The 21,055-nt window shown below is 71.7% G+C and carries 20 protein-coding genes; 12 read left to right on the top strand and 8 right to left on the bottom strand.

The genetic code is table 11. The features are described 5' to 3' along the window. Positions 1-57: 57 nt before the first annotated feature. The 4 genes from ruvC (at position 58) to yajC (ending at position 2,972) form a co-directional block, all read left to right on the top strand. Positions 58-588, top strand: coding sequence for a crossover junction endodeoxyribonuclease RuvC (ruvC, locus tag ACFY9E_RS33535; protein WP_248508203.1), 531 nt, complete (start codon positions 58-60; stop codon positions 586-588). After that, complete coding sequence (ruvA, locus tag ACFY9E_RS33530) at positions 585-1,190, top strand: Holliday junction branch migration protein RuvA (protein WP_390990577.1); 606 nt, start codon at positions 585-587, stop codon at positions 1,188-1,190. The genes ruvC and ruvA overlap by 4 nt, the downstream gene beginning before the upstream one ends. Positions 1,191-1,218: 28 nt before the next feature. Next, entirely contained in the window at positions 1,219-2,301 is a 1,083-nt protein-coding gene (ruvB, locus tag ACFY9E_RS33525; RefSeq protein ID WP_390990575.1) for a Holliday junction branch migration DNA helicase RuvB, read from the top strand. A 185-nt stretch (positions 2,302-2,486) separates the two neighbouring features. After that, positions 2,487-2,972: a preprotein translocase subunit YajC gene (gene yajC / locus ACFY9E_RS33520; protein WP_390990572.1), complete on the top strand. Its 486-nt coding sequence runs from the start codon at positions 2,487-2,489 to the stop codon at positions 2,970-2,972. 70 nt (positions 2,973-3,042) lie between these two features. Here the strand turns inward: yajC and ACFY9E_RS33515 are convergent, their stop codons facing one another. Further along, a complete protein-coding gene (locus ACFY9E_RS33515; protein WP_390990569.1) occupies positions 3,043-4,872 on the bottom strand; it encodes an endonuclease/exonuclease/phosphatase family protein in 1,830 nt (609 codons plus the stop codon). A 313-nt stretch (positions 4,873-5,185) separates the two neighbouring features. Between ACFY9E_RS33515 and ACFY9E_RS33510 the strand changes: the two genes are divergently transcribed. The 8 genes from ACFY9E_RS33510 (at position 5,186) to ACFY9E_RS33475 (ending at position 14,355) form a co-directional block, all read left to right on the top strand. Then, positions 5,186-6,604 carry a hypothetical protein gene (locus tag ACFY9E_RS33510; protein ID WP_390990567.1) on the top strand — a complete coding sequence of 473 codons (1,419 nt, stop codon included), beginning with the start codon at positions 5,186-5,188 and terminating at the stop codon, positions 6,602-6,604. 179 nt (positions 6,605-6,783) lie between these two features. Continuing rightward, on the top strand, positions 6,784-8,232 hold the full coding sequence (locus tag ACFY9E_RS33505) for an alkaline phosphatase PhoX (RefSeq protein ID WP_390990565.1): 1,449 nt from the start codon (positions 6,784-6,786) through the stop codon (positions 8,230-8,232). Between the two features lie 342 nt (positions 8,233-8,574). After that, the gene (locus ACFY9E_RS33500; protein ID WP_390990563.1) at positions 8,575-10,158 is read left to right on the top strand and encodes a TROVE domain-containing protein; all 1,584 of its coding nucleotides are present in this window, start codon (positions 8,575-8,577) and stop codon (positions 10,156-10,158) included. A gap of 92 nt (positions 10,159-10,250) precedes the next feature. After that, positions 10,251-10,892, top strand: coding sequence for an FCD domain-containing protein (locus ACFY9E_RS33495; RefSeq protein WP_390990560.1), 642 nt, complete (start codon positions 10,251-10,253; stop codon positions 10,890-10,892). A 26-nt stretch (positions 10,893-10,918) separates the two neighbouring features. Beyond that, positions 10,919-11,935, top strand: coding sequence for a 1-aminocyclopropane-1-carboxylate deaminase (locus ACFY9E_RS33490; RefSeq protein ID WP_390990557.1), 1,017 nt, complete (start codon positions 10,919-10,921; stop codon positions 11,933-11,935). A gap of 80 nt (positions 11,936-12,015) precedes the next feature. Continuing rightward, entirely contained in the window at positions 12,016-12,420 is a 405-nt protein-coding gene (locus tag ACFY9E_RS33485; RefSeq protein ID WP_390990554.1) for a VOC family protein, read from the top strand. A gap of 169 nt (positions 12,421-12,589) precedes the next feature. Beyond that, positions 12,590-13,627, top strand: a complete 1,038-nt coding sequence (locus tag ACFY9E_RS33480; RefSeq protein ID WP_390990552.1) for a substrate-binding domain-containing protein — start codon at positions 12,590-12,592, stop codon at positions 13,625-13,627. Positions 13,628-13,779: 152 nt separating this feature from the next. Continuing rightward, positions 13,780-14,355, top strand: a complete 576-nt coding sequence (locus ACFY9E_RS33475) for a TetR family transcriptional regulator (protein WP_390990549.1) — start codon at positions 13,780-13,782, stop codon at positions 14,353-14,355. Positions 14,356-14,416: 61 nt separating this feature from the next. On the opposite strand, the gene ACFY9E_RS33470 is transcribed toward ACFY9E_RS33475, so the two are convergent. The 7 genes from ACFY9E_RS33470 to ACFY9E_RS33440 all read right to left on the bottom strand — a co-directional run bounded on the left by ACFY9E_RS33470 (position 14,417) and on the right by ACFY9E_RS33440 (position 21,003). Beyond that, positions 14,417-15,637: a TerD family protein gene (locus ACFY9E_RS33470; RefSeq protein WP_390990909.1), complete on the bottom strand. Its 1,221-nt coding sequence runs from the start codon at positions 15,635-15,637 to the stop codon at positions 14,417-14,419. Between the two features lie 64 nt (positions 15,638-15,701). Beyond that, complete coding sequence (locus ACFY9E_RS33465; protein WP_390990546.1) at positions 15,702-15,923, bottom strand: hypothetical protein; 222 nt, start codon at positions 15,921-15,923, stop codon at positions 15,702-15,704. 81 nt (positions 15,924-16,004) lie between these two features. Beyond that, positions 16,005-16,994, bottom strand: coding sequence for an alcohol dehydrogenase catalytic domain-containing protein (locus tag ACFY9E_RS33460; RefSeq protein ID WP_390990543.1), 990 nt, complete (start codon positions 16,992-16,994; stop codon positions 16,005-16,007). After that, positions 16,991-17,842: an ABC transporter permease subunit gene (locus ACFY9E_RS33455; protein ID WP_390990540.1), complete on the bottom strand. Its 852-nt coding sequence runs from the start codon at positions 17,840-17,842 to the stop codon at positions 16,991-16,993. The genes ACFY9E_RS33460 and ACFY9E_RS33455 overlap by 4 nt, the downstream gene beginning before the upstream one ends. Next, complete coding sequence (locus ACFY9E_RS33450; RefSeq protein WP_390990538.1) at positions 17,839-18,780, bottom strand: ABC transporter permease subunit; 942 nt, start codon at positions 18,778-18,780, stop codon at positions 17,839-17,841. The genes ACFY9E_RS33455 and ACFY9E_RS33450 overlap by 4 nt, the downstream gene beginning before the upstream one ends. Beyond that, on the bottom strand, positions 18,777-20,150 hold the full coding sequence (locus ACFY9E_RS33445; protein ID WP_390990535.1) for an extracellular solute-binding protein: 1,374 nt from the start codon (positions 20,148-20,150) through the stop codon (positions 18,777-18,779). The genes ACFY9E_RS33450 and ACFY9E_RS33445 overlap by 4 nt, the downstream gene beginning before the upstream one ends. A gap of 82 nt (positions 20,151-20,232) precedes the next feature. Continuing rightward, a complete protein-coding gene (locus tag ACFY9E_RS33440; RefSeq protein WP_390990533.1) occupies positions 20,233-21,003 on the bottom strand; it encodes a DeoR family transcriptional regulator in 771 nt (256 codons plus the stop codon). Positions 21,004-21,055: the final 52 nt, after the last annotated feature.

The raw sequence follows: 21,055 nt of genomic DNA, 5'->3' as shown, positions 1-21,055 counted from the left end.
TCGCGTTGTCAGCGGTACCCGATAGCCTGCACGAACAGGCGATTGAAGGAGGGGCGGGTGCGCGTACTCGGGGTGGACCCCGGACTGACGCGGTGCGGTGTCGGCGTCGTCGAGGGGGTCGCGGGCCGGCCGCTGACGATGCTGGGCGTCGGCGTCGTGCGCACGCCCGCGGACGCCGACCTCGGCCACCGCCTCGTCGCCGTCGAGCAGGGCATCGAGCAGTGGCTCGACGAGCACCGGCCGGAATACGTCGCCGTGGAGCGGGTCTTCAGCCAGCACAACGTCCGTACGGTGATGGGCACGGCCCAGGCCAGCGCCGTCGCCATGCTCTGTGCCGCCCGCCGGGGAATCCCGGTCGCACTGCACACCCCGAGCGAGGTCAAGGCCGCCGTCACCGGCAGCGGCCGGGCCGACAAGGCACAGGTGGGCGCGATGGTCACCCGCCTGCTGCGGCTCAGCGCACCGCCCAAGCCCGCCGACGCGGCCGACGCCCTCGCGCTCGCCATCTGCCACATCTGGCGCGCCCCCGCACAGAACCGACTCCAGCAGGCCGTAGCCCTGCACACCTCGAAAGGCCGGACGGCATGATCGCCTTCGTCAGCGGCACGGTCGCCGCGCTCGCCCCCGACGCCGCGGTCGTCGAGGTCGGCGGCGTCGGCATGGCCGTCCAGTGCACGCCCAACACGCTGTCCACGCTCCGCATGGGCCGGCCCGCCAAACTGCACACCTCGCTCGTCGTGCGCGAGGACTCCCTGACCCTCTACGGGTTCGCGGACGACGACGAGCGGCAGGTCTTCGAGCTGCTCCAGACGGCCAGCGGTGTCGGCCCCCGGCTGGCCCAGGCCATGCTCGCCGTGCACAGCCCGGACGCGCTGCGCCGGGCCGTCGCATCCGCCGACGAGAAGGCCCTCACCGCCGTCCCCGGCATCGGCAAGAAGGGCGCGCAGAAGCTCCTCCTGGAGCTGAAGGACCGGCTCGGCGCGCCCGTCGGCGCCCCCGCCGTGGGTGCGGCGGTCAGCACCGGCTGGCGCGACCAGCTGCACGCGGCGCTGATCGGCCTCGGGTACGCCACCCGGGAGGCCGACGAGGCGGTGTCCGCCGTGGCCCCGCAGGCCGAGGCCGCCGGGGGCACGCCCCAGGTGGGCCAGCTGCTGAAGGCGGCCCTGCAGACCCTGAACCGCGCCCGATAGCCCGTACCGAGATTCCGAGGCACACTCCATGAACTGGGACGACACGACCGACGCCGATGCCGCGGGGCCCGCCGCGGAGCGGCTGGTGGACTCCGTCGCCGACCGCGAGGACCAGGCCGTCGAGGCCGCCCTGCGCCCCAAGGACCTGGACGAGTTCATCGGCCAGGAGAAGGTCCGCGAACAGCTCGACCTCGTCCTGCGCGCCGCACGCGCGCGGGGCGCGACCGCCGACCACGTGCTGCTCTCCGGCGCCCCCGGCCTCGGCAAGACCACCCTGTCGATGATCATCGCGGCCGAGATGGGCGCCCCCATCCGCATCACCTCCGGCCCCGCCATCCAGCACGCCGGCGACCTCGCCGCGATCCTCTCCTCCCTCCAGGAGGGCGAGGTCCTCTTCCTCGACGAGATCCACCGCATGTCCCGGCCCGCCGAGGAGATGCTCTACATGGCGATGGAGGACTTCCGCGTCGACGTCATCGTCGGCAAGGGCCCCGGTGCCACGGCCATCCCCCTGGAGCTGCCCCCCTTCACCCTGGTCGGCGCCACCACCCGCGCCGGCCTGCTGCCGCCCCCGCTGCGCGACCGCTTCGGCTTCACCGCCCACATGGAGTTCTACGAACCGGCCGAACTGGAGCGGGTCATCCACCGCTCGGCGAACCTCCTGGAGGTCGAGGTCGAGCCGGAGGGCGCCGCCGAGATCGCCGGCCGCTCCCGCGGCACGCCCCGCATCGCCAACCGTCTGCTGCGCCGCGTCCGGGACTACGCGCAGGTCAAGGCCGACGGGCTGATCACCAGGGACATCGCGGCGGCCGCGCTCGCGGTGTACGAGGTGGACGCGCGCGGCCTCGACCGCCTCGACCGGGGCGTGCTGGAGGCTCTGCTCAAGCTGTTCGGCGGTGGTCCGGTCGGTCTGTCCACGCTCGCTGTCGCGGTGGGGGAGGAACGTGAGACCGTGGAGGAGGTCGCCGAGCCCTTCCTCGTACGCGAGGGACTGCTGGCCCGCACCCCGCGCGGCCGGGTCGCCACCCCCGCCGCATGGGCGCATCTCGGCCTCACCCCGCCACGCTCCCAGACCGCCGGAAACGGACAACAGGACCTGTTCGGGGCGTGACGGCGCCGTTACGTCTCCAGGGCGGCGAGGTCAGTGGCCGGAGCAGGAACCCCGGTGCCATGCTGAGCGTTGTTCCATGCGCGCGGACTCGCTTAGACTCCGCCGATGCCGCCTTTGCCGGCGGTGTACACACCCCCAACCATCTGGCCGCTCACAGCGCGGTCGTGTGAAGGAAGTACCGACCCGTGAGTCTCCTGACCCTCCTCCCGTTCATCGTGCTCATCGGGGCCATGTTCCTGATGACCCGGTCGGCCAAGAAGAAGCAGCAGCAGGCCGCCGAGATGCGGAACCAGATGCAGCCCGGCAGCGGTATTCGCACCATCGGGGGCATGTACGCCACGGTCAAGGAGGTCAATGAGGACACCGTCCTCGTCGACGCCGGTCCCGGCGTCGAGCTCCTCTTCGCCAAGAACGCCATCGGCGCCGTCCTCACCGACGACGAGTACAACCGCATCGTCCACGGCGTCGAGCACGACCTGAAGTCCGACGCCGACATCGTCCCGGACGATGCCTCCTCCCTCACCGGGACCGGCGACTCCGCCGCCCCCGCTGACGACAAGGTTGTCGACCTCGGCAAGAAGGACGCGGCCGAGGAGCCGGCCGACGACGCGGCCGAGGCGAAGACGGACGCAGAGCCGAAGAAGACCGACGGCGACTCCGAGGCGAAGTAGTCGTGTGCCCGGGGGGGGGGGGGGGGCCCCCCCCCCCCCCCCCCCCCCCCCCCCCCCCCCCACACCGGTGTCACGGGCGGAAGCGCAGGACCTGCGGGTCGTGGTCGCTGATCTGGTCGTTGAACTCCGCGTTGACGTGCACGCTGTCGTACTCGAAGTCGCAGTCGCGGCGGATCGACGGGCTGATCAGGATCTGGTCGAGGACCTGGCTGTTGCCCTGGTAGACGTAGGAGTAACGCTCACTGCGCGGCAGCGACTTGATCGCCGACCACAGTTCGCCGCGGCCCTCGAGGAGCTGCGCGGTCCGCGAGAACTCGAAGTCGTTGATGTCGCCCAGCGCGATGACGTCCGCGTTCTTCTGCGTGTCGAGGATGTCCTTGACGAAGGCGTTCACCAGGGTGGCCTGCCGGTGCCGCTGCGTCTCGGAGCTGCGGGACGGGGGCTGGTACTGGGCGGTCAGACCCTGGTCACCGCCCTTGGAGTTGAAGTGGTTGGCGATCACGAAGACCGTGCGGCCGCGGAAGACGAACTCGCCGGCCAGCGGCTTGCGGCTGCTCTTCCAGGCCTCGTCGGCGGGGGCGATCCGGCCCGGGCTGAGCGTCAGATGGGCCTTGCCGCGGATCTTCGTCACGTCGGTGGCCGTCGTGGCGTCGCCGCCCGCGCGGTCCGTGAAGGAGACCCGCTCCGGGTTGAACAGGAACGCCTGGCGGATGTTGCCGCCCGGCTCACCGCCGTCGGTGCCGTCGGCCGGGTCGATCGAGCGCCAGTCGTACGTCGGGCCGCCGGCCGCGACGATCGCGTCGATCAGCTTGGTCAGGGTCTGGTCGGCCGCGACCGTGCCGTCGTTCTTCGCGCCGTTGTTGTCCTGGATCTCCTCCAGGGACACGATGTCGGGCGACTTCAGGTTGTTCACGATCGCGGAGGCGTGGGCGGCGAACGTGTCGTCGGTCGGGTCGAGGTTCTCGACGTTGTAGGTGGCGACGGCGAGTTCGGAGGAGCGCTGCTCGCGGGTCGTCTCGCGCTCCAGGCCCGCGCTCTTCAGCGTGCCCAGCTCGCTCGCGACGAGGGTGTAGCCGCCGAACTGGTTGTAGTCCAGGGGGCCCGCGGTGCTGCCCGTGAGGGTGTCGCCCACGTTCGCCTTGGGGAAGTCCGCCGTCGGTCCGAGGGACTGGATCTGCAGGCGGCCCGTGTTCTGGTCGTCGTAGGAGCCGTAGACCGTGCCGCCGTGGCGGTTGCGGTTCTCGTGCGGCTTCACCGTCACCCAGAGCTCGGTGTACGGGTCGGTGGCGCCGACGACGCGCGTGTCGGTGACCCGGACGGACATGCCCTCCAGCGCCTCGTAGTAGTCCAGGGCGTACGTCGAGGGCTTGAGGGGGAGCGCGTTGACCGAGCCGTTCGCGGCGGCGTCACCGGCCGGCGCGTAGGCGGCGGGCACCGAGCGCGAGGTGATCGCCGTGGCGGCGGGGAGGGCGTTGCCGCTGGAGACGACCGTGGTCGTCGGCTTGGTGATCTCCGTCAGCGACTGGTTGCCGGAGGTCGCGCCGCCGGGGACGAATTCCGAGACCGTGCCGCTGACCGTGACGGAGTCACCGACGGCGACACCCTTCGGCGCGGAGCCGGTGAAGACGAAGACGCCCTCGCTGGTCGCCGGGTCGGCGTCCGGGTTCGGGTCCTGGATCCAGAAGCCGCGGGACGAGCCGTAACTCCGGATGCCGGTGACGATTCCGGCCACGTCCGTGACCTGCTTGCCGGCGTACGGGGAGGTGCGGGTGCTGCCCTGGACGTCGTGGACGCGGACCGATTCCGCGTGCGCGGGGCTGGTGAGGACGATCGTGGATGCCGCGGAGCACGCGGCGACGACGGTGAGCGCGGCGAGACGCGCGGACGACTTGCTCGGCAACGGGGGTTCCCTCCGGGGACGTGACAGAGCGCCGGGACGAGGGCGGACACGTGTGGGTTGGCTGGCTGTCGCTACCTGTGGGGCGGGTGCGGTGACGCGCGTAGAGGAAGGGGACGGGTGGACCTGGTGGGGCCGGCCCGGTGAACAAGTGTCCGCCGACTTCTACGCGCGTCAATCTCCAGCCTGTTCATGTCACTTGTCAAGGTTTCGGCCATGTACGGCGGCTGGCGGGAAGATGAAGTGGGCGGCATGGGTGGAAATCCGTCTAGGCTGAGCGGTTGAGTCGTATGAAGGCGCCCTAGGAGAACAGCCGATGTCAGACAGCTCCCCCCTGCCGCCGGTGCGGCTGCACACCGAAGCGGAGCTGGCGCGCGACGCACTGTCCACGCCGTTGCTGTCCCGGGCCGTCCGGCTCGCCCGCTGGGCCGGGCCGGACACCCGTGTCGACGCCGGGGGAGGACTGGTCGACGAACAGTTGCCCGCAGCCGCCGAGGCACTCGGGCTGAGCGGCGACGACGCCGCCGCCGACGCCGGCGAGGCGTGGCGGGTCGCCGTGGACGCCGGGCTCGTCGAGGTCGTCGACGAGCAGGAGGGCACCGTGACGGCCGGTGAGGATCTGGCCCTGCTCACCGGTGGCTCGCCGCAGGACGTGCTCGCCGTGTGGCTCGCCGCCCTGGAGACCGTGCTCGCCGACGCGAGCGTGCCCGACCTCGACGGACTTCTGGCCGAGGGCGGCGAGGTCGACCTCTCCGCCCTGGACTGGGACCCCGAGGCCGAGTCCGAGTTCCTCGACGGCGTGCTCGGCAACCTCTATCTGCTGACCGCCGGCGAGGACGCCCCCGGTGGCGCCCCGGTGCCGTTGCCGGCGCTGGCCGCCTCGGTGATCGTGCCCAGTGACATGGGCGAGCCCACCAACGACGTCCTGGAACAGGTCTCCGACGCGATGATGCGGCTGGACGACCAGTTCCGGATGCTGGAGCCGGTGGGTTTCGTCGAGTACCAGCCCGTCGACGAGGCGCTCATGGTCGACGCCGACGAGGAGTCCGCGGCACCCGTCGACGACACCGACGTCTCCCGCTACGGCATGGTCCGGCTCACCCCGCTCGGTCTGTACGGCATGCGCGCCCGGCTGCTGGAGGCCGGGTTCGACGCGCCGGCCGTCGGGGACCTCGCCGACAAGGGGGCCGACGCGCTGCTCGACGGCACGGCGAAGTTCCCTCCCGGCGCCGCGCAGGCCGAGACCGAGCAGTGGCTTCAGCGTCGGGAACCGCTCGCCGCGGCAAGGGAGTTGCTGGCGGCGGCCCGGGGTTCGGACGCCGGGGCACCGTTGCGGAGGCTGCGGTGTCAGCAGGCCCTGTCGCTCGTCGGGCCGTCGGCCGAGCCCGCCTTGCGCGAGGTGCTCGACGACGCCGAGCTGGGCGGGCTCGCACGGGTGTGGCTGACCGAGCACGGTGCGGTGGACGTGCCCGCGCCGTCCGAGGCGATGGTGTACTGGCTGACCATCGACACGGTGGCCGCGCAGCTCGCCGCGGAGGGGAACTCCGAGGAGCTGCGGGCGCTGGTGGAGGGGCTCGCGCAGCAGCACAGTGGGTTCTTCGCGGCGGTGTGGCGGGTCGATCACCCCGCGACCGCCGATGTGCTGGAGGCGATGGGGCGGTTGCATCCCGACAAGAAGGTCGCGAAGGAAGCGCGGAAGGCCGCGTTCAAGGCGCGGTCGCAGCACGGGGGCTGAGCGTTCCCAGCGAGTGCGGCGCCGTTGGGGCTGGTCGCGCCCACGTGGCGGAGCCGCATATGAGAACAGGCCCGCGCCCCTTCGGGCGGCGTTCAACTCGCGTTCACAGGTGAGCGGGACGGTGTTGCCGAACGAGGTCCGCCACCCTCCACGGCATCCTCACCGTCACAGGAGACACCATGTCGCTCACCCGCAGGGACTTCGCCAGAAACTCCGCGATCACCGGTGCCGGTGTCGCGCTGGCGGGCAGTGTCGGCGCCCTCGCCACCGCGCCGAACGCCCTCGCGTCCACCGACACCGACAGCGCGGGGGACGAGGCGGCGGACGCGCGGCACCGAGTCGGCTACGGGCCGCTCGTCCCCGACCCGAAGGGCATCCTCGCCCTGCCCGCCGGCTTCACGTACCGGGTCATCACCCACAGCGGCAAGACCAAGCTGGAGTCCGGTGAGTCCACGCCGTCCAACCACGACGGCACCGCCGCCTTCGACGGCCCCCGCGGCACCACCCTGCTCGTCAACAACCACGAGCTGAAGGGGCCGCGCGCCAACTGGAAGTACCCGGTGCCGCTCACCGAGGGCCTCGTCTACGACCCGGCCGCGGCCGGCGGCTGCACCGTCGTCGAGGTGCGCCCCGACGGACGGGTCGCCGAGTGGGTCGGCATCGCCGGCACCTCCACCAACTGCGCCGGCGGTGCCACCCCCTGGGGCACCTGGCTCACCTGCGAGGAGAACTCCGACAAGGCCGGCGTCAACGGCATGACCAAGGACCACGGCTACGTCTTCGAGGTCGACCCCTGCGACCGGCGCGCCAACCGCGCTCCCAAGCCGCTGAAGTTCTTCGGCCGCTACGACCACGAGGCCGTCGTCATCGACCCCAAGCGCGGCCACGCCTACCTCACCGAGGACGCCGCGGGCCCCAACGGCCTCTTCTTCCGCTGGACCCCGCCCCGCGGCTTCGAGTACGGCCCCGGGAAGTTCCGGGGGCTCGCCGACGACGCCGGTGTCCTCCAGGCGCCCAAGTGCTTCGACTCCGGCGGCACGTTCGTCGACGACCTCTCCCGCGCCACGAAGACCGGCACCGTCTACGGCGTCGACTGGGTGGACGTCCCCGACCGCGACGCCCGCACCACCCCCGTGCGCAAGCAGTTCAAGGACGACCAGGTCACCCGCGCCCGCAAGCTGGAGGGCATGTGGTGGGGCGACGGCGGGGCCTACATCGTCGCCTCCTACGCCCGTGCGGAGAGCCCTGTACAGCACGACGGCCAGGTCTGGTTCTACGACCCCAGGCGCCGCACGCTGACCCTGAAGGTCCTGCTCGGAGTCAACCCCGACCCGTCCGAGGACGGCGCGTTCGACGGCCCCGACAACATCACCGTCTCCCCGTACGGCGGCCTCGTCATCGCCGAGGACGGCGAGGGCGTGCAGCACCTGTTCGGCGCCACCGACAGCGGCCGCACCTACCCGATCGCCCGCAACGAGCTGAACATCGGCACCGAGGAGGAGCCGGAGTACAGCGAGTTCACCGGAGTCACCTTCTCGCCCGACGGCCGGACCCTCTACGCCAACATCCAGACACCCGGCATCATGCTCGCCATCACCGGCCCCTGGAAGCGCCAGAAGCGGTCATAAATTCGCTCGCAGTTCCGGACGCGCGCCTCCTACAGTGAGATCACAACGTCACGCACCTCCCGGTGCGATGGCAGCGGCTACTTCTCTTCCAAAGAATCCGACGCCGCCGCCGACTTGATCTCGGGAGGCGCAGCATGTGGTGGGTGCCCGGTGCGAAGGCAACGGTTACTTCCTGGATCGGACGGTTGCGGGTTCGAGTCCCGTCAGCGACTTCGGGTCGCTGTAGCTCAATGGGTAGAGCATCTGAATAAGTCCGTCGCCGACTTCTGTTCTCGGGCACCCACCTCTTTTTCCGCATGCAGCGTCTCCCCCGAAACGCGAATGAATTCGGGGGAATTCACCATGGCACGATTCAATTCCAAGGCGGCCCGCGCGCGTCCCGTCTCGCGCGTGACGTCCACCGGGCGTGTGCTGCGCACCTACGAGGGCGGCCGCGGCCGCGAGCGGGACGCCCGCTCCGAACTCTTCCTGCTCGCCGTCTCCCACTTCGTCACCCAGCAGACCTTCTACGAGACCGGCGACGACCGCGACGACCGCTTCGCGAAGCTCGTGCGCAAGCTCGCCGTCGCCGACCCGGAGTGGACGGCCGGCCTGCTCGGCTGGCTGCGCGGCGCGGGCAACCTGCGCACGGCCTCGCTCGTGGGCGCCGCCGAGTACGTCAAGGCCCGCCTGGACGCGGGCGCCGACGACGGCCCCTCCAACCGGCAGGTCGTCGCCTCCGTCCTGCAGCGGCCCGACGAGCCCGGCGAACTGCTCGCGTACTGGACCGCCATGTACGGCCGCAACGTGCCGAAGCCGGTCAAGCGCGGCATCGCCGACGCCGTGCGCAGGCTCTACCACGGCAAGGCACTGCTGAAGTACGACACCGCCTCCAAGGGCTACCGCTTCGGTGACATCCTCAACCTCGTGCACGCGGCGCCGGACCCGGACAAGCCGTGGCAGGGCGAGCTGTTCCGCTACGCCCTCGACCGCCGCCACCACCCCGACACCGCCGTACCGCCCGCGTCGGACCAGGTTCTGGCGGCCCACCACGACCTGACGGCGCTGCCCGTCGAGGAGCGGCGTGCGGTCGTGACCTCCGAGGGCGGTGCCCAGCGGCTGGCCGCGGCCGGGATGACGTGGGAGGCGCTGGCGGGCTGGTTGCAGGGGCCGATGGACAAGGCGGCCTGGGAGGCCGTGATCCCCTCCATGGGCACCATGGCGCTCGTGCGGAACCTGCGGAACTTCGACGAGGCCGGTGTCTCGGACGAGGTGGCCGAGCGGGTCGCGGCGCGGATCAGCGACCCGGCGGAGGTCGCACGTTCGCGGCAGTTCCCCTTCCGGTACCTCGCCGCGTACCAGCATGCGCCGTCGCTGCGCTGGTCGTACGCCCTGGAGCGGGCGCTCGGCCACTCGCTGGCCAACGTGCCCGCGCTGCCCGGCCGGACACTCGTGCTCGTCGACCGCTCGGGTTCGATGTTCTGGTCGCGCCTGTCCGACCGTTCGGAGCTCACCCGCGCCGACGCGGCGGCGATCTTCGGCACGGCGCTGGCGCTGCGGGCGGAGCGCGCGGACCTCGTCCAGTTCGGCTCGACGAGCGACCGCGTGGCGTTCCGCGCGGGGGAGTCGGTGCTGAGGATCCTCGACCGCTTCGGCGACCTGGGCGGCACCGACACCACGGAGGCCGTGCGCCGGCACTACAAGAAGCACGACCGGGTGCTGATCGTCACCGACGAGCAGTACACGCACCACCACCGGGGCGACCCGACCGAGCAGATCCCGGCGGACGTACCGGTCTACACCTGGAACCTCGCCGGATACCGGGCGGGTCACGGCCCGTCGGGGAAGGGCAACCGGCACACGTTCGGGGGGCTCTCGGACGCGGCTTTCCGGATGGTTCCCCTGATCGAGGCCTCCCGGGACGCCGACTGGCCCTGGGCGGCCTGACAGACCGTGGCCCGCACCACGTGGGGAGTGTGGGCCACGGTTCTGCGCGCGCACCTTGTGGAGCGATGAACTGACATCTAACATTTCAGTTCATGAAGGCCATCCGGCCCGTGCCCCGCCCCCTGCTCAGGGACCGGGCGTACGCGGCGATCCGGGACGCCATCGTGGCCGGGGAGATCGAGCCCGGCGCGGTGGTGCGGGACGCCGAGCTCGCCGAGCTGCTCGGCCTGTCCCGGGCGCCGGTGCGGGAGGCGTTCTCCCGCCTGGTGGACGAGGGGCTGCTGGAGAGCAAACCGCAGAGCTACACCCGGGTGACCCCGCTGGTGGCCGCCGACGTGCGGGACGCGGCCGCCGTGGTCGGCGCCCTGCACGAACTCGTGACGCGGGTCGCCGTGCCCCGGCTGGGTGCCGCGGACATCGCCGCGATGCGCGCCGCCAACGAACGGTTCGCCGCGGCCGTGGGCGCCGGCGACGTCGACGCGGCGCTGCGTGCCGACGACGAACTGCACGACGTCCTCGTCCGCGTGAGCGGAAACCGCGCGGCCGCCGCGACCGTCGCCCGTTACACCCCGCTCATCCGCCGCCTGGAGCGACGGCGCTTCGGCGAGGCCGGCAGCTGCCGCTCGGCCGGGCTGCACGAGCGGCTGATCGACGCCTGCACGGCCGGTGACGTGGCCGAGGCGGTCCACGTCACGGCGGAGATCTGGCGGGGGCTCGAAGAGCTCGCCGACTGAGACGGACCCCCACTCAGGGAGGACCCATGTCCCTTTCCTCGTACGAGCGTTACCCCCTGCTCTTCGGGCCCTCGCCCGTACACCCCCTGGAACGGCTCACCGCGCACCTCGGCGGTGCCTCCCTCTGGGCCAAGCGCGAGGACTGCAACTCCGGCGTGGCGTACGGCGGCAACAAGACCCGCAAACTGGAGTACCTGGTCGCCGACGCGCTCGCCCAGGGCTGCGACACGCTCGTGTCGATCGGCGGGGTGCAGTCCAACCACACCCGCCAGGTCGCGGCCGTCGCCGCCCGGGCCGGGCTCGCGTGCGTGCTCGTGCAGGAGAGTTGGGTGGACTGGCCCGACGCGGTGTACGACAAGGTCGGCAACATCCTGATCAGCCGGCTCGCCGGGGCCGATGTGCGGCTGGTGAGGGCCGGGTTCGGCATCGGCTTCAAGGAGAGCTGGGAGCAGGCGCTCAGGGAGGTCGAGGAGTCGGGCGGGAAGCCGTACGCCATCCCGGCCGGTGCCTCCGACCATCCGCTCGGCGGCCTCGGCTTCGCCGGGTGGGCCTACGAGGTCGCCGAACAGGAGCGGGAGCTGGGCGTCTTCTTCGACACCGTCGTGGTGTGCTCGGTGACCGGATCGACCCAGGCCGGCATGGTCGCCGGGTTCGCCGCGCTGGAGGAGGCGGGCGGGCGGCCCCGGCGCGTGCTCGGCATCGACGCCTCGGCGAAACCGGCCGCCACCCGCACCCAGATCGCCCGCATCGCCCACCGCACCGGGCGGCTGATCGGCCTGAAGCGCGAGCTGACCGAGTCCGACGTCGAACTCGACGAGCGGTACCACGCGGGTGTCTACGGCGTCCCCGACGAGACCACCCTGGCGGCGATGCGGCTCGCGGCCCGGACGGAGGGAATGGTCACCGACCCCGTGTACGAGGGCAAGTCCATGGCCGGGATGACCGACCTGGTGGCGAGGGGCGAGATCGGTCGCGACGCCACGGTCCTCTACGCCCATCTGGGCGGCCAGCCGGCACTGAACGCCTACAGCGCGCTGTTCTGACCGCCGCTCCGGGCGGGCACGGGAATCATCCGGCGGGCCGTCGGGTTGTCGCGGTCATCCGACGCCCTGGAGGAACCGCCATGTCCGACGAGCCAGCCGTTCGCGAACTGCGCCTGGTCGTGACCGCCGACGACTACGACGCCGCGCTGCACTTCTACCGGGACGTGCTCGGTCTGACCGAGCAGGCCGCGTTCGCGTCGGAGGACGGGCGGGTCACGATCCTCGACGCCGGGCGGGCCACCCTGGAGCTGACCGACCCGAACCACGCCGCGTTCATCGACGAGGTGGAGGTGGGGCGGCGGGTGGCCGGGCACATCCGGGTCGCCTTCCAGGTGGACGACTCCGTCGCCACGACGGCGACACTCGCCGCCGCCGGAGCGGAGGTCGTCGCCGAGCCGACACGCACCCCCTGGAACTCCCTGAACTCCCGCCTCGAAGCGCCGGGCGCCCTCCAGTTGACGCTGTTCACCGAGCTGGGCGACTGACGGACCTCCGGCAAGACGTCCGGGGCGCCATCGCCGGTGCCGGTTCGGGTCCGTGCCGGACGGGGGCGCCGCCGGTCCCGGGCCGGGTGCCCGTGCGGCCGCGCAGCCGGAGCGGGTGCGTCCGGCTGCCCCTGCCGGGCAGGCAGCCGCGCCGGATACAGTGCTGAGCGTGCGGACGGACAATCAGCGTGCGGAGCCGGGTGCCGAACGGCCCGACGGTGTCCGGCGCCGGGCCACGATCCACGACGTCGCACGCCTGGCCGGGGTGTCGCGCCAGACGGTCTCCAGGGCGGTCAACGACAAGGGCGAGATCGACCCCGGCACCAAGGAGCGCGTCCTGGAGGCGGCGCGACTCCTGGACTACCGGCCGAGCCGGTTCGCCCGCGGACTCGTCCAGAAAGGCGCGGTGACGGCCGGCCTGGTCATCCCGGACCTGCGCAACCCGTTCTTCCCCGAGGTGGCCGCCGGGGTGCTGGAGGCGGCCGAGCAGCGCGGCTGGCAGGTCGTCGTGTGGGACTCCCGGATCGACGAGGCCAGGGAGCGGGAGGCGCTCGACGTGCTCTCCCACCAGGCGGACGCGGTCGTGGGCTACTTCAAGGACCCGGACGACGTGCTCGCCCGGCACCTCGGGGGCGTGCCGCTGGTGCTGCTGGAGCGCGGACCGCAGCAGACCCGGTTCGCGGCCGTGGGCATCGACGCCGCCACCGGCGTCGAACAGGGCCTGAACCATCTGTTCCGCGCGGGGCACCGCAGGATCGGCATGCTGGACGGTGCGCACGGCCCCGTCCCCCGCAGACAGGCCTTCCTGGAGCAGGCGCGGCGGCTCGGTCTGCCCGTCGACGAGGACTGGGTGGTGATGTGCCCCGAGCACAGCGTGGCGGGCGGCGAGGCCGGCATGGACCGGTTGCTGACCGCGCGGCCCGGGATCACCGCGGTCTTCGGCTTCAACGACCTGATCGCCGTCGGGGCGATGCGCGCCGCCCGCCGCCGTGGACGGAGTGTTCCGCGGGACCTGGCCGTGCTCGGCTTCGACGGCCTCTCCCTGGGCGAGCTGGTCGAACCCGCCCTGACCACCCTGCACATCGACAAGCGGCAGCTGGGGCGGCTGGCCGTGGAGCAGGTGGCCCGGCTGTGCGCGGGTGAGGAGCCACTGCGGGGCGCCGACGCGTGGGTGACGCCCGAACTCGTGGTCCGCGACTCCGCCTGATTCCGGCCGGGCCGGTTCGCCGGGGACGCTGATCATCCCGGGTGCGGCCGACGCCTTCGGCCGTGCGCCGACGAAGAAGTGAGGGGCCGGGCCCGGGGCCCGCCGTCTCGGTAGGGTGCGCAGAGAGTCCCCGGTTCGTGAGGAGTGGTCGCGTGGCGCAGGTCAGGCCCATGCGGGCGGATGCCCGGCGTAACCACGAGCGGTTGCTGCGGGTGGCTGTGGAGGCGTTCGCCGAGCACGGGGAGGGTGCCTCGCTCGACGACATCGCCAAGCGCGCCGGGGTCGGCTCCGGCACGCTGTACCGGCACTTCCCGACCCGGCGGGCGCTGCTGGAGGCCGCGTACCTGGACCATGTCGAGGCGATCGCGGCCCGGGCCGGTGTGCTCGCGGCCGAACGGCCCCCGGGCGAGGCGCTGGGGGAGTGGCTGTACGAACTGGGCGCCGGGATGATCCGGATGCGGGGACTGAAGGCGCTGCTGGGCCCGGCTGTCACGGACTCCGGGTCCCTCGTGAACACGGCCTGCGGCGACTCGGTCAAGGCCGCGGCGGGGCGGCTGGTGCGGGCGGCGCAGGAGGAGGGCACGCTGCGGCGGGACGTCGAGCCGATCGATGTGCTGCGGCTGGCGCACGGGGTGGCGACGGCGTCGGAACGGGCGGACGGGGAGGACCGGCACATCCGGCGGTATCTGACGCTGCTGATGGAGGGACTGGCGGCGGGGCGCCGCTGATCGCGGGCCGGACGCCGGACGCCCCCTGGAGAGGGGGCGTCCCGGGAGGCCGGTTCGGTGGTTACAGGGCCTGCGCCGCCGGCTTCACCATCCCCCTCACCGTGCGGGACTTCACGAAGTCGCCCATGGCCGTCATGTCCCACTCGCCGGAGAACTGGCGGATCAGCTTGGCCATCAGGACGCCGGTCTGGGGCTCGGCGCCGGTGAGGTCGAAGCGGACCAGTTCCTCGCCGGTCGTGCCGTCCAGGAGGCGGCAGTAGGCCTTGGCGACCTCCGTGAACTTCTGGCCGGAGAAGGAGTTGACCGTGAAGACCAGACCGGTGACCTCCTGGGGCAGACGGCCGAGGTCGACCATGATGACCTCGTCGTCCCCGCCGCCCTCGCCCGTGAGGTTGTCGCCGGAGTGCCGGATCGCGCCGCCCACGATCTGGAGCTTGCCGAAGTAGCAGCTGTCGATGTGGTTGCGCTGCGGCCCGTAGGCGATGACCGAGGCGTCCAGGTCGATGTCCTTGCCGCGGTAGGCCGGCTCCCAGCCGAGCCCCATCCTGACCTGGGACAGCAGGGGGCGGCCGCCCTTCATCAGGGAGACGGTCTGGTTCTTCTGGAGGCTGACGCGCCCCTTGTCGAGGTTGATCTTCCCGGCGCCGGGGGCGGGCGGCGGAGGCGTGGCCGGGGCGGCCGGGGGCGCGGCGGGAGCGGAGACGGGCGGGGCGGGCGGCTGCACCGGGGCCGGCGGCGGGGTCACCGGCTGGGGCGGGGCCATCGGCTGGGCCGGGGCGGCGGCGGCCGGTTCCTCCACCGTGACACCGAAGTCCGTGGCGATGCCCGCGAGGCCGTTGGCGTATCCCTGGCCGACGGCCCGGGCCTTCCACTGGCCGCCTCGCTGGTAGACCTCCACGATGACCAGAGCCGTCTCGCTGCCGAGCTGCGGGGGCGTGAACGAGGCCAGGACGGAGCCGTCGTCGGCGTTGCGGATCGTGGCCGTCGGCTCGATGCCCTGGAAGGTCTGGCCCGCGGCGTCCGGGCTCGCCGTGACGACGATCTTCTCGATGCCCGGGGGGAGGGCCGTCGTGTCGACCACGATCGCGTCGGGCGCACTGCCGCCGCCCGAGCGGTACGTCACGCCCGGGCCCGAGGGCTGGTTGTAGAAGATGAAGTCGTCGTCGGAGCGCACCTTGCCGTCGGCGGTGAGCAGCAGGCCCGATACGTCGAGCCGCACCGGGGCGGCGACGTCCACCGTCACGCGGGCGGCGGACAGGGGGATGTTCGAGCCGGGGGTCATAGCTGTCATGCCGGGTGAACGAGCGAGGCGGTTTTGCCGTTCCCTTACCTTGCGGCCAATCGGGTCACCGGCGATTTCGGGGATGGTCGCGGGCGGCGCGTTCGTTGCCCCGCTTGTAGTTGCCGGTCCAGCGGGCCATGACGAGCTGGGGGTCGGAGCCCTCGACCTCGGCGAGGAACCGCGCGGCCCGGGGGCCGTTCAGGGTGGTGGCGGGGTGGCCGTGGTGGCTGATGCGGACGGTTCCGCCCGCGTGCTGCTCGTAGGTGAATCCGTGGGGCCGTGGCATGGCGCGAGCGTACGGGGGCGGGGGCGGGCGTCCCACCGGATTTCGCCCGACCCCCGCCCTCGTACGCGGCGGCCCGTCGCGCTACGGCACGACCACGATCTTGCGGCCGACCCCGGACGCGAACTGCTCCAGCGCCTCGGGGTACCGCTCCAGCGGGACGCGGTCGCTGATGAAGATCTCCGGGTCGAGGACACCGTTGGCGAACAGCTCCGCCGCCCGCTCGAAGCTGTGCAGCACCGCCATCGAGCCCGTGATGGTGATCTCCTGGTTGTAGACGCGGTAGGGGTCGATCGTCACGCGCGTCGCGTAGTCGGCCACGCCGAACTGCAGGAACGTGCCCGCCTTGGCCACCCGGTCCAGGCCGTCCTGGATCGCCGCCGCGTTGCCCGTGGCGTCGACGACCAGGTCCCAGCCCTGCGGGCGGTCCAGTTCGTCGGGGTTCGCCGCGGACGCCGAGACGCCGAGGCGGCGGGCCGTCTCCAGCCGGGCGGGGTTCACATCGACCACGTCCACGCTCGCCGCGCCGGTGCGCTTGGCCAGTTCCAGCATCATCAGGCCCATCGTGCCGGAGCCGTAGATCAGCACGTGGGCGCCGAGTCGTGACTGGAGGACGTCGTAGCCGCGCACCGCGCAGGACAGCGGCTCCACGAGCGCCGCGTCCTCGGTGCGGACGTGGTCGGGGAGCTTGACGCAGTTCGCGACGGGGGCGACCGCGTACCGCGCCGCTCCTCCGGCGGTCGTGACGCCGATCGCCGCCCAGCGCTCGCAGAGGTTGTTGTGGCCGGTGCGGCAGTAGCGGCACTCGTGGCAGTACAGGGACGGGTCGACGGCGACCCGGTCGCCCACCGCCACCTCGGTGACCTGCGTGCCGACCCCGACCACCTCGCCCGCGAACTCGTGCCCGGGCACGATCGGCAGCTTCGGGGCGAACTCGCCCTGGAGGATGTGCAGGTCCGTGCCGCACAGCCCGCAGGCCGCGACCTCGACGACGACCTCGCGCGGCCCTGGCGTCGGGTCCGGGACCTCGGCGACGACGGCCCTGCCCACAAACTCGATGACGGCGGCCTTCATTTCACGGCTCCCAACGACAGGCCCTGGACCAGCTTGTCCTGGGCGGCGAACCCCGCGGCGAGCACCGGCAGGGAGATGACGAGCGACGCGGCGCACACCTTCGCCAGGAACAGGCCCTGGCTGGTGATGAAGCCGGTCAGGAAGACGGGGGCGGTCTCGGCGACCACACCGGTCAGCACCCGGGCGAACAGCAGCTCGTTCCAGCTGAAGATGAAGCAGATCAGGGCGGTGGCGGCGATGCCGGGGAGGGAGATGGGAGCGACCACGCGCGCGAGGACGGTCGGCAGCCGTGCCCCGTCCACCCGGGCCGCCTCGATCACCGCGACCGGGATCTCGGCGAGGAACGACTGCATCATCCACACCGCGATCGGCAGGTTCATCGAGGTGTAGAGGATGACCAGCAGCCAGATGTTGTCGAGCATCCCGGCGTTCTTGGCGAACAGGTAGATCGGCAGCAGGCCGGCCACCGCGGGCAGCATCTTCGTGGAGAGGAAGAAGAACAGCACGTCCGTCCACTTGCGGACGCGGTTGATGGACAGCGCGTACGCCGCCGGGAAGGCCAGCAGCAGGACCAGCAGGGTCGAGGCCACCGAGGCGACCAGGGAGTTGATCAGAGCCGGCCAGGGGCTCGCGCCGCCGCCCGCGCCGAAGAACGCGCGGTAGCCGTCCAGGGTCAGCGAGGCCGCGAAGGACGGCGGGTTGGTCGCCGCGTCCGCCTCGGAGTGGAAGGACGTCAGCGCCATCCACGCGATGGGCAGGAAGAACGCGATGCCCAGCAGCCAGGCCAGCAGGCCCAGGCCCGCCCCCTTGCCACGGACACGGCGGGCACGGAGTGCGGTGGTGCTCATGCGCGGGACACCTCCTCGCGGAACAGGGACGACACCACGCGCAGGGCGAAGGTCGCGATGACGATCGAGCCGATGACCACCAGGACGCCCGCGGCCGAGGCGAGGCCGTTCTCGTGGGCCTGGTAGAAGCTCTGGTAGACGGTGTAGGGGAGGTTGGCGGTGCCCAGGCCGCCGGACGTGATCGTGAAGACCGCGTCGAAGTTCTGGACGATGTAGATCGAGCCCAGCAGGGCGCCCAGTTCGAGGTAGCGGCGCAGGTGGGGGAGCGTCAGATGGACGAAGATCTGCCAGTCGCTCGCCCCGTCGACCCGGGCCGCCTCGATCTGCTCGTGGTCACGGCTCTGCAGGCCGGCGAGCAGGATCAGCATCATGAACGGCGTCCACTGCCACACGAGGGAGGCCTCGACCGCGAGCAGCGGGGTCGTGGAGATCCAGTCGGGCTGTGGGCCGCCCACATAGTGCAACAACCCGTTCAACAGGCCGTATTCAGGGTTGTAGAGCACATGCTTCCAGAGCAGGGCCGCCGCGACGGGCACCACCAGGAAGGGCGCGATCAGCAGGGTCCGTACGAGGCCCCGGCCGCGGAACCTCCGGTCCAGCAGCAGTGCCAGGACGAGTCCGAGGACCAGGCTGGCCAGGACCACCGCCACCGTCAGCAGCACGGTCGTCCACACCGAGTGGCGCAGGTCCGGATCGGTGAGGACCTCCTGGTAGTTGTCCACGCCGGTGAAGCGGCGGGCGTCGGGATAGAGGGAGTTCCAGTCGAAGAAGGAGATCACCAGTGTGGCCACGAAGGGCAGCTGGGTGACGACGATCATGAAGATCAGGGCGGGCAGCAGCGGGGCCCGGGTCGCCCAGGCACGCAGTCGGGTGGAGGGGCGGCGGGCCGGGGTGTGCAGCTCCGGTGTGGCCACGGGGGCCGTCGTGGTGGCGGTCATCGTCCCTCGTACTCCTCGGAGATCTTCTCGGCGAGCGCTTGCGACTTCCTCAGGGCCTCCTCGACGGACTGGCGTCCGGCGATGGCCGCGCTGATCTCCTGGGAGACCTTGGTGCCGAGGTCCGTGAACTCGGGGATGCCGACGAACTGGATGCCGGGCGCGGGCCGCGGCTGCACTCCGGGGTCATTCGGCCGGGCCTTCTCGATGGCCTCCTTGGTCATCTCCTGGAAGGCACCGGCCTCCTTGCGGTAGTCGGGGTGGGCGTAGGTCGACGCCCGCTTGCCGGCGGGGACGTTGGACCAGCCGACGGTGTCCCCGACCAGTTCCTCGTAGCCCTTGCCGGACGCCCAGGAGACGAACTTCCAGGCGTTGTCCGGGTTGCGGGAGGCCTTCTGGATGCCCCAGGCCCAGGTGTAGAGCCAGCCGGAGGACCTCGTCTTCTCGACGGGGGCGGGGGCGTAGCCGACCTTGCCCTTGACGGGGGAGTTCGCCGCCTCCAGCGACCCGGCCGCGGAGGTGGCGTCGTACCACATCGCGACCTTGCCCTGGGTCATGTTGTTCAGGCACTCGGCGAAGCCGGACTGGGCGGCGCCGGACTCGCCGTGCTCGCGCACCAGGTCGACATAGAACTTCGTCGCCTTCTCGAAGGCGGGGGAGTCGAGCCGCGCCTTCCAGTCCTTGTCGAACCAGGTGCCGCCGAAGGTGTTCACGACCGTGGTGAGCGGGGCCATCACCTCGCCCCAGCCGGGCAGTCCGCGCAGGCAGATGCCCTTCATGCCGGGCTCGGCGCCGTCCGCCCGCGCCGCGAGGTCCGCCACCTGCTGCCAGGTGGGGTGCGCGGGCATCGTCAGGCCCTTCTCGTCGAACACGTCCTTGCGGTACATCAGGAACGACGACTCGCCGTAGAAGGGCTGGCCGTAGAGCTTGCCGTCGTCGGCGGTGAGGGACTGGCGCATCGGCTTCAGGACGTCCTGCTCGTCATAGGCCGGGTCCTTGGCGACGTAGCCGTTCATCTCGTGCAGCCAGCCGTTGCGGGCGTAGATCGGTATCTCGTAGTTGGACAGCGTGGCGACGTCGTACTGCCCGGCCTGGTTGGCGAAGTCCTGGCTGATCTTGTCGCGGACGTCGTTCTCGGGCAGGACCGTGAAGTTGACCTTGATGCCCGTCTCCTCGGTGAAGTGGGCGCGGGTCAGCTTCTGCAACTCGACCATCTGCGGGTTGTTGACCATGAGGACGTTGATGGCGTCGCCGCCGGAACCGGCCCCGCCCGCGCCGACCCAGCAGCCGGAGAGCAGCGGGGCGAGCAGCGTCCCTGCGGCGGCCAGGGCGAGCGTGGCTCGCGGTGGCCGTCGTCGGCTCTGGGTTCGCATGGATCGCTCCTGGATGTATGGGGAGATAAGGGGCATCACAAGGCGTGCGGGCGCCCTGGGAGGTCGTGGGGTCGATGTGTGGTCAGACCCGGATGACCTGCGGTCCGAGCAGCGAGTAGCGGTGGGCCTCGGCGGTCGGCAGCAGGGTGCTCGTCACGATCGCCTCCAGCGCGGCGACCTCGCCGAACCGGCAGAAGCTGACCGCCCCGAACTTGGTGTGCACGCCCGCGAAGACCACACGGCGGGCCGCCCGGATCGCCTGGGCCTTGACCTCGCTGACGGCCGGGTCGGGGGTGGTGAGGCCGTGTTCGCGGGAGATGCCGTTGGCGCCGATGAAGGCGAGGTCGACGACGAAGCCGGACAGCATCTTCGTCGTCCAGTGGTCGACGGTGGCGAGGGTGCCGCGCCGCACCCGGCCGCCGAGCAGCAGCACGGAGATGTGTTCGGCCTCGGCGAGGACGCCCGCGACCGGCAGGGACGCGGTGACCACGGTCAGCGGCCGGTCCCGGGGGAACGCCTCGGCGATGAGCTGGGGGGTGTAGCCCTCGTCGACGAATACGGTCTCGGCGTCGCCGAGCAGCTCCGCCGCGGCGGCCGCGACCCGGCGCTTCTCGGGGACGTGACTGGTGGCCCGGAAGGCGAGCGTCGTCTCGAAGCCGGCGCTCTCCACGGGGTAGGCGCCGCCGTGGGTGCGGCGCAGCAGGCCGTGGTCCTCCAGGACGCGCAGATCCCGCCGCACGGTCTCCTTGGCCACGCCCAGCTCGGTGGCGAGGGCGGTGACGTCGACCGTGCCGTCACGTCGTGCGGCCAGCACGATCGCGCGCCGGCGTTCTTCCGCCGTACTGGTACTCATGCCGGCCCTTGCCTCCCGCTCGGCTGCCCGTTCGGGCCCTGTGCGGCCCATG

Source organism: Streptomyces sp. NPDC012466 (assembly GCF_042955215.1).
In the GTDB taxonomy this organism is placed as follows: domain Bacteria; phylum Actinomycetota; class Actinomycetes; order Streptomycetales; family Streptomycetaceae; genus Streptomyces.
Note: the sequence above shows the minus strand (reverse complement) of the source record. Positions and strands in the feature narration are given on the sequence as shown.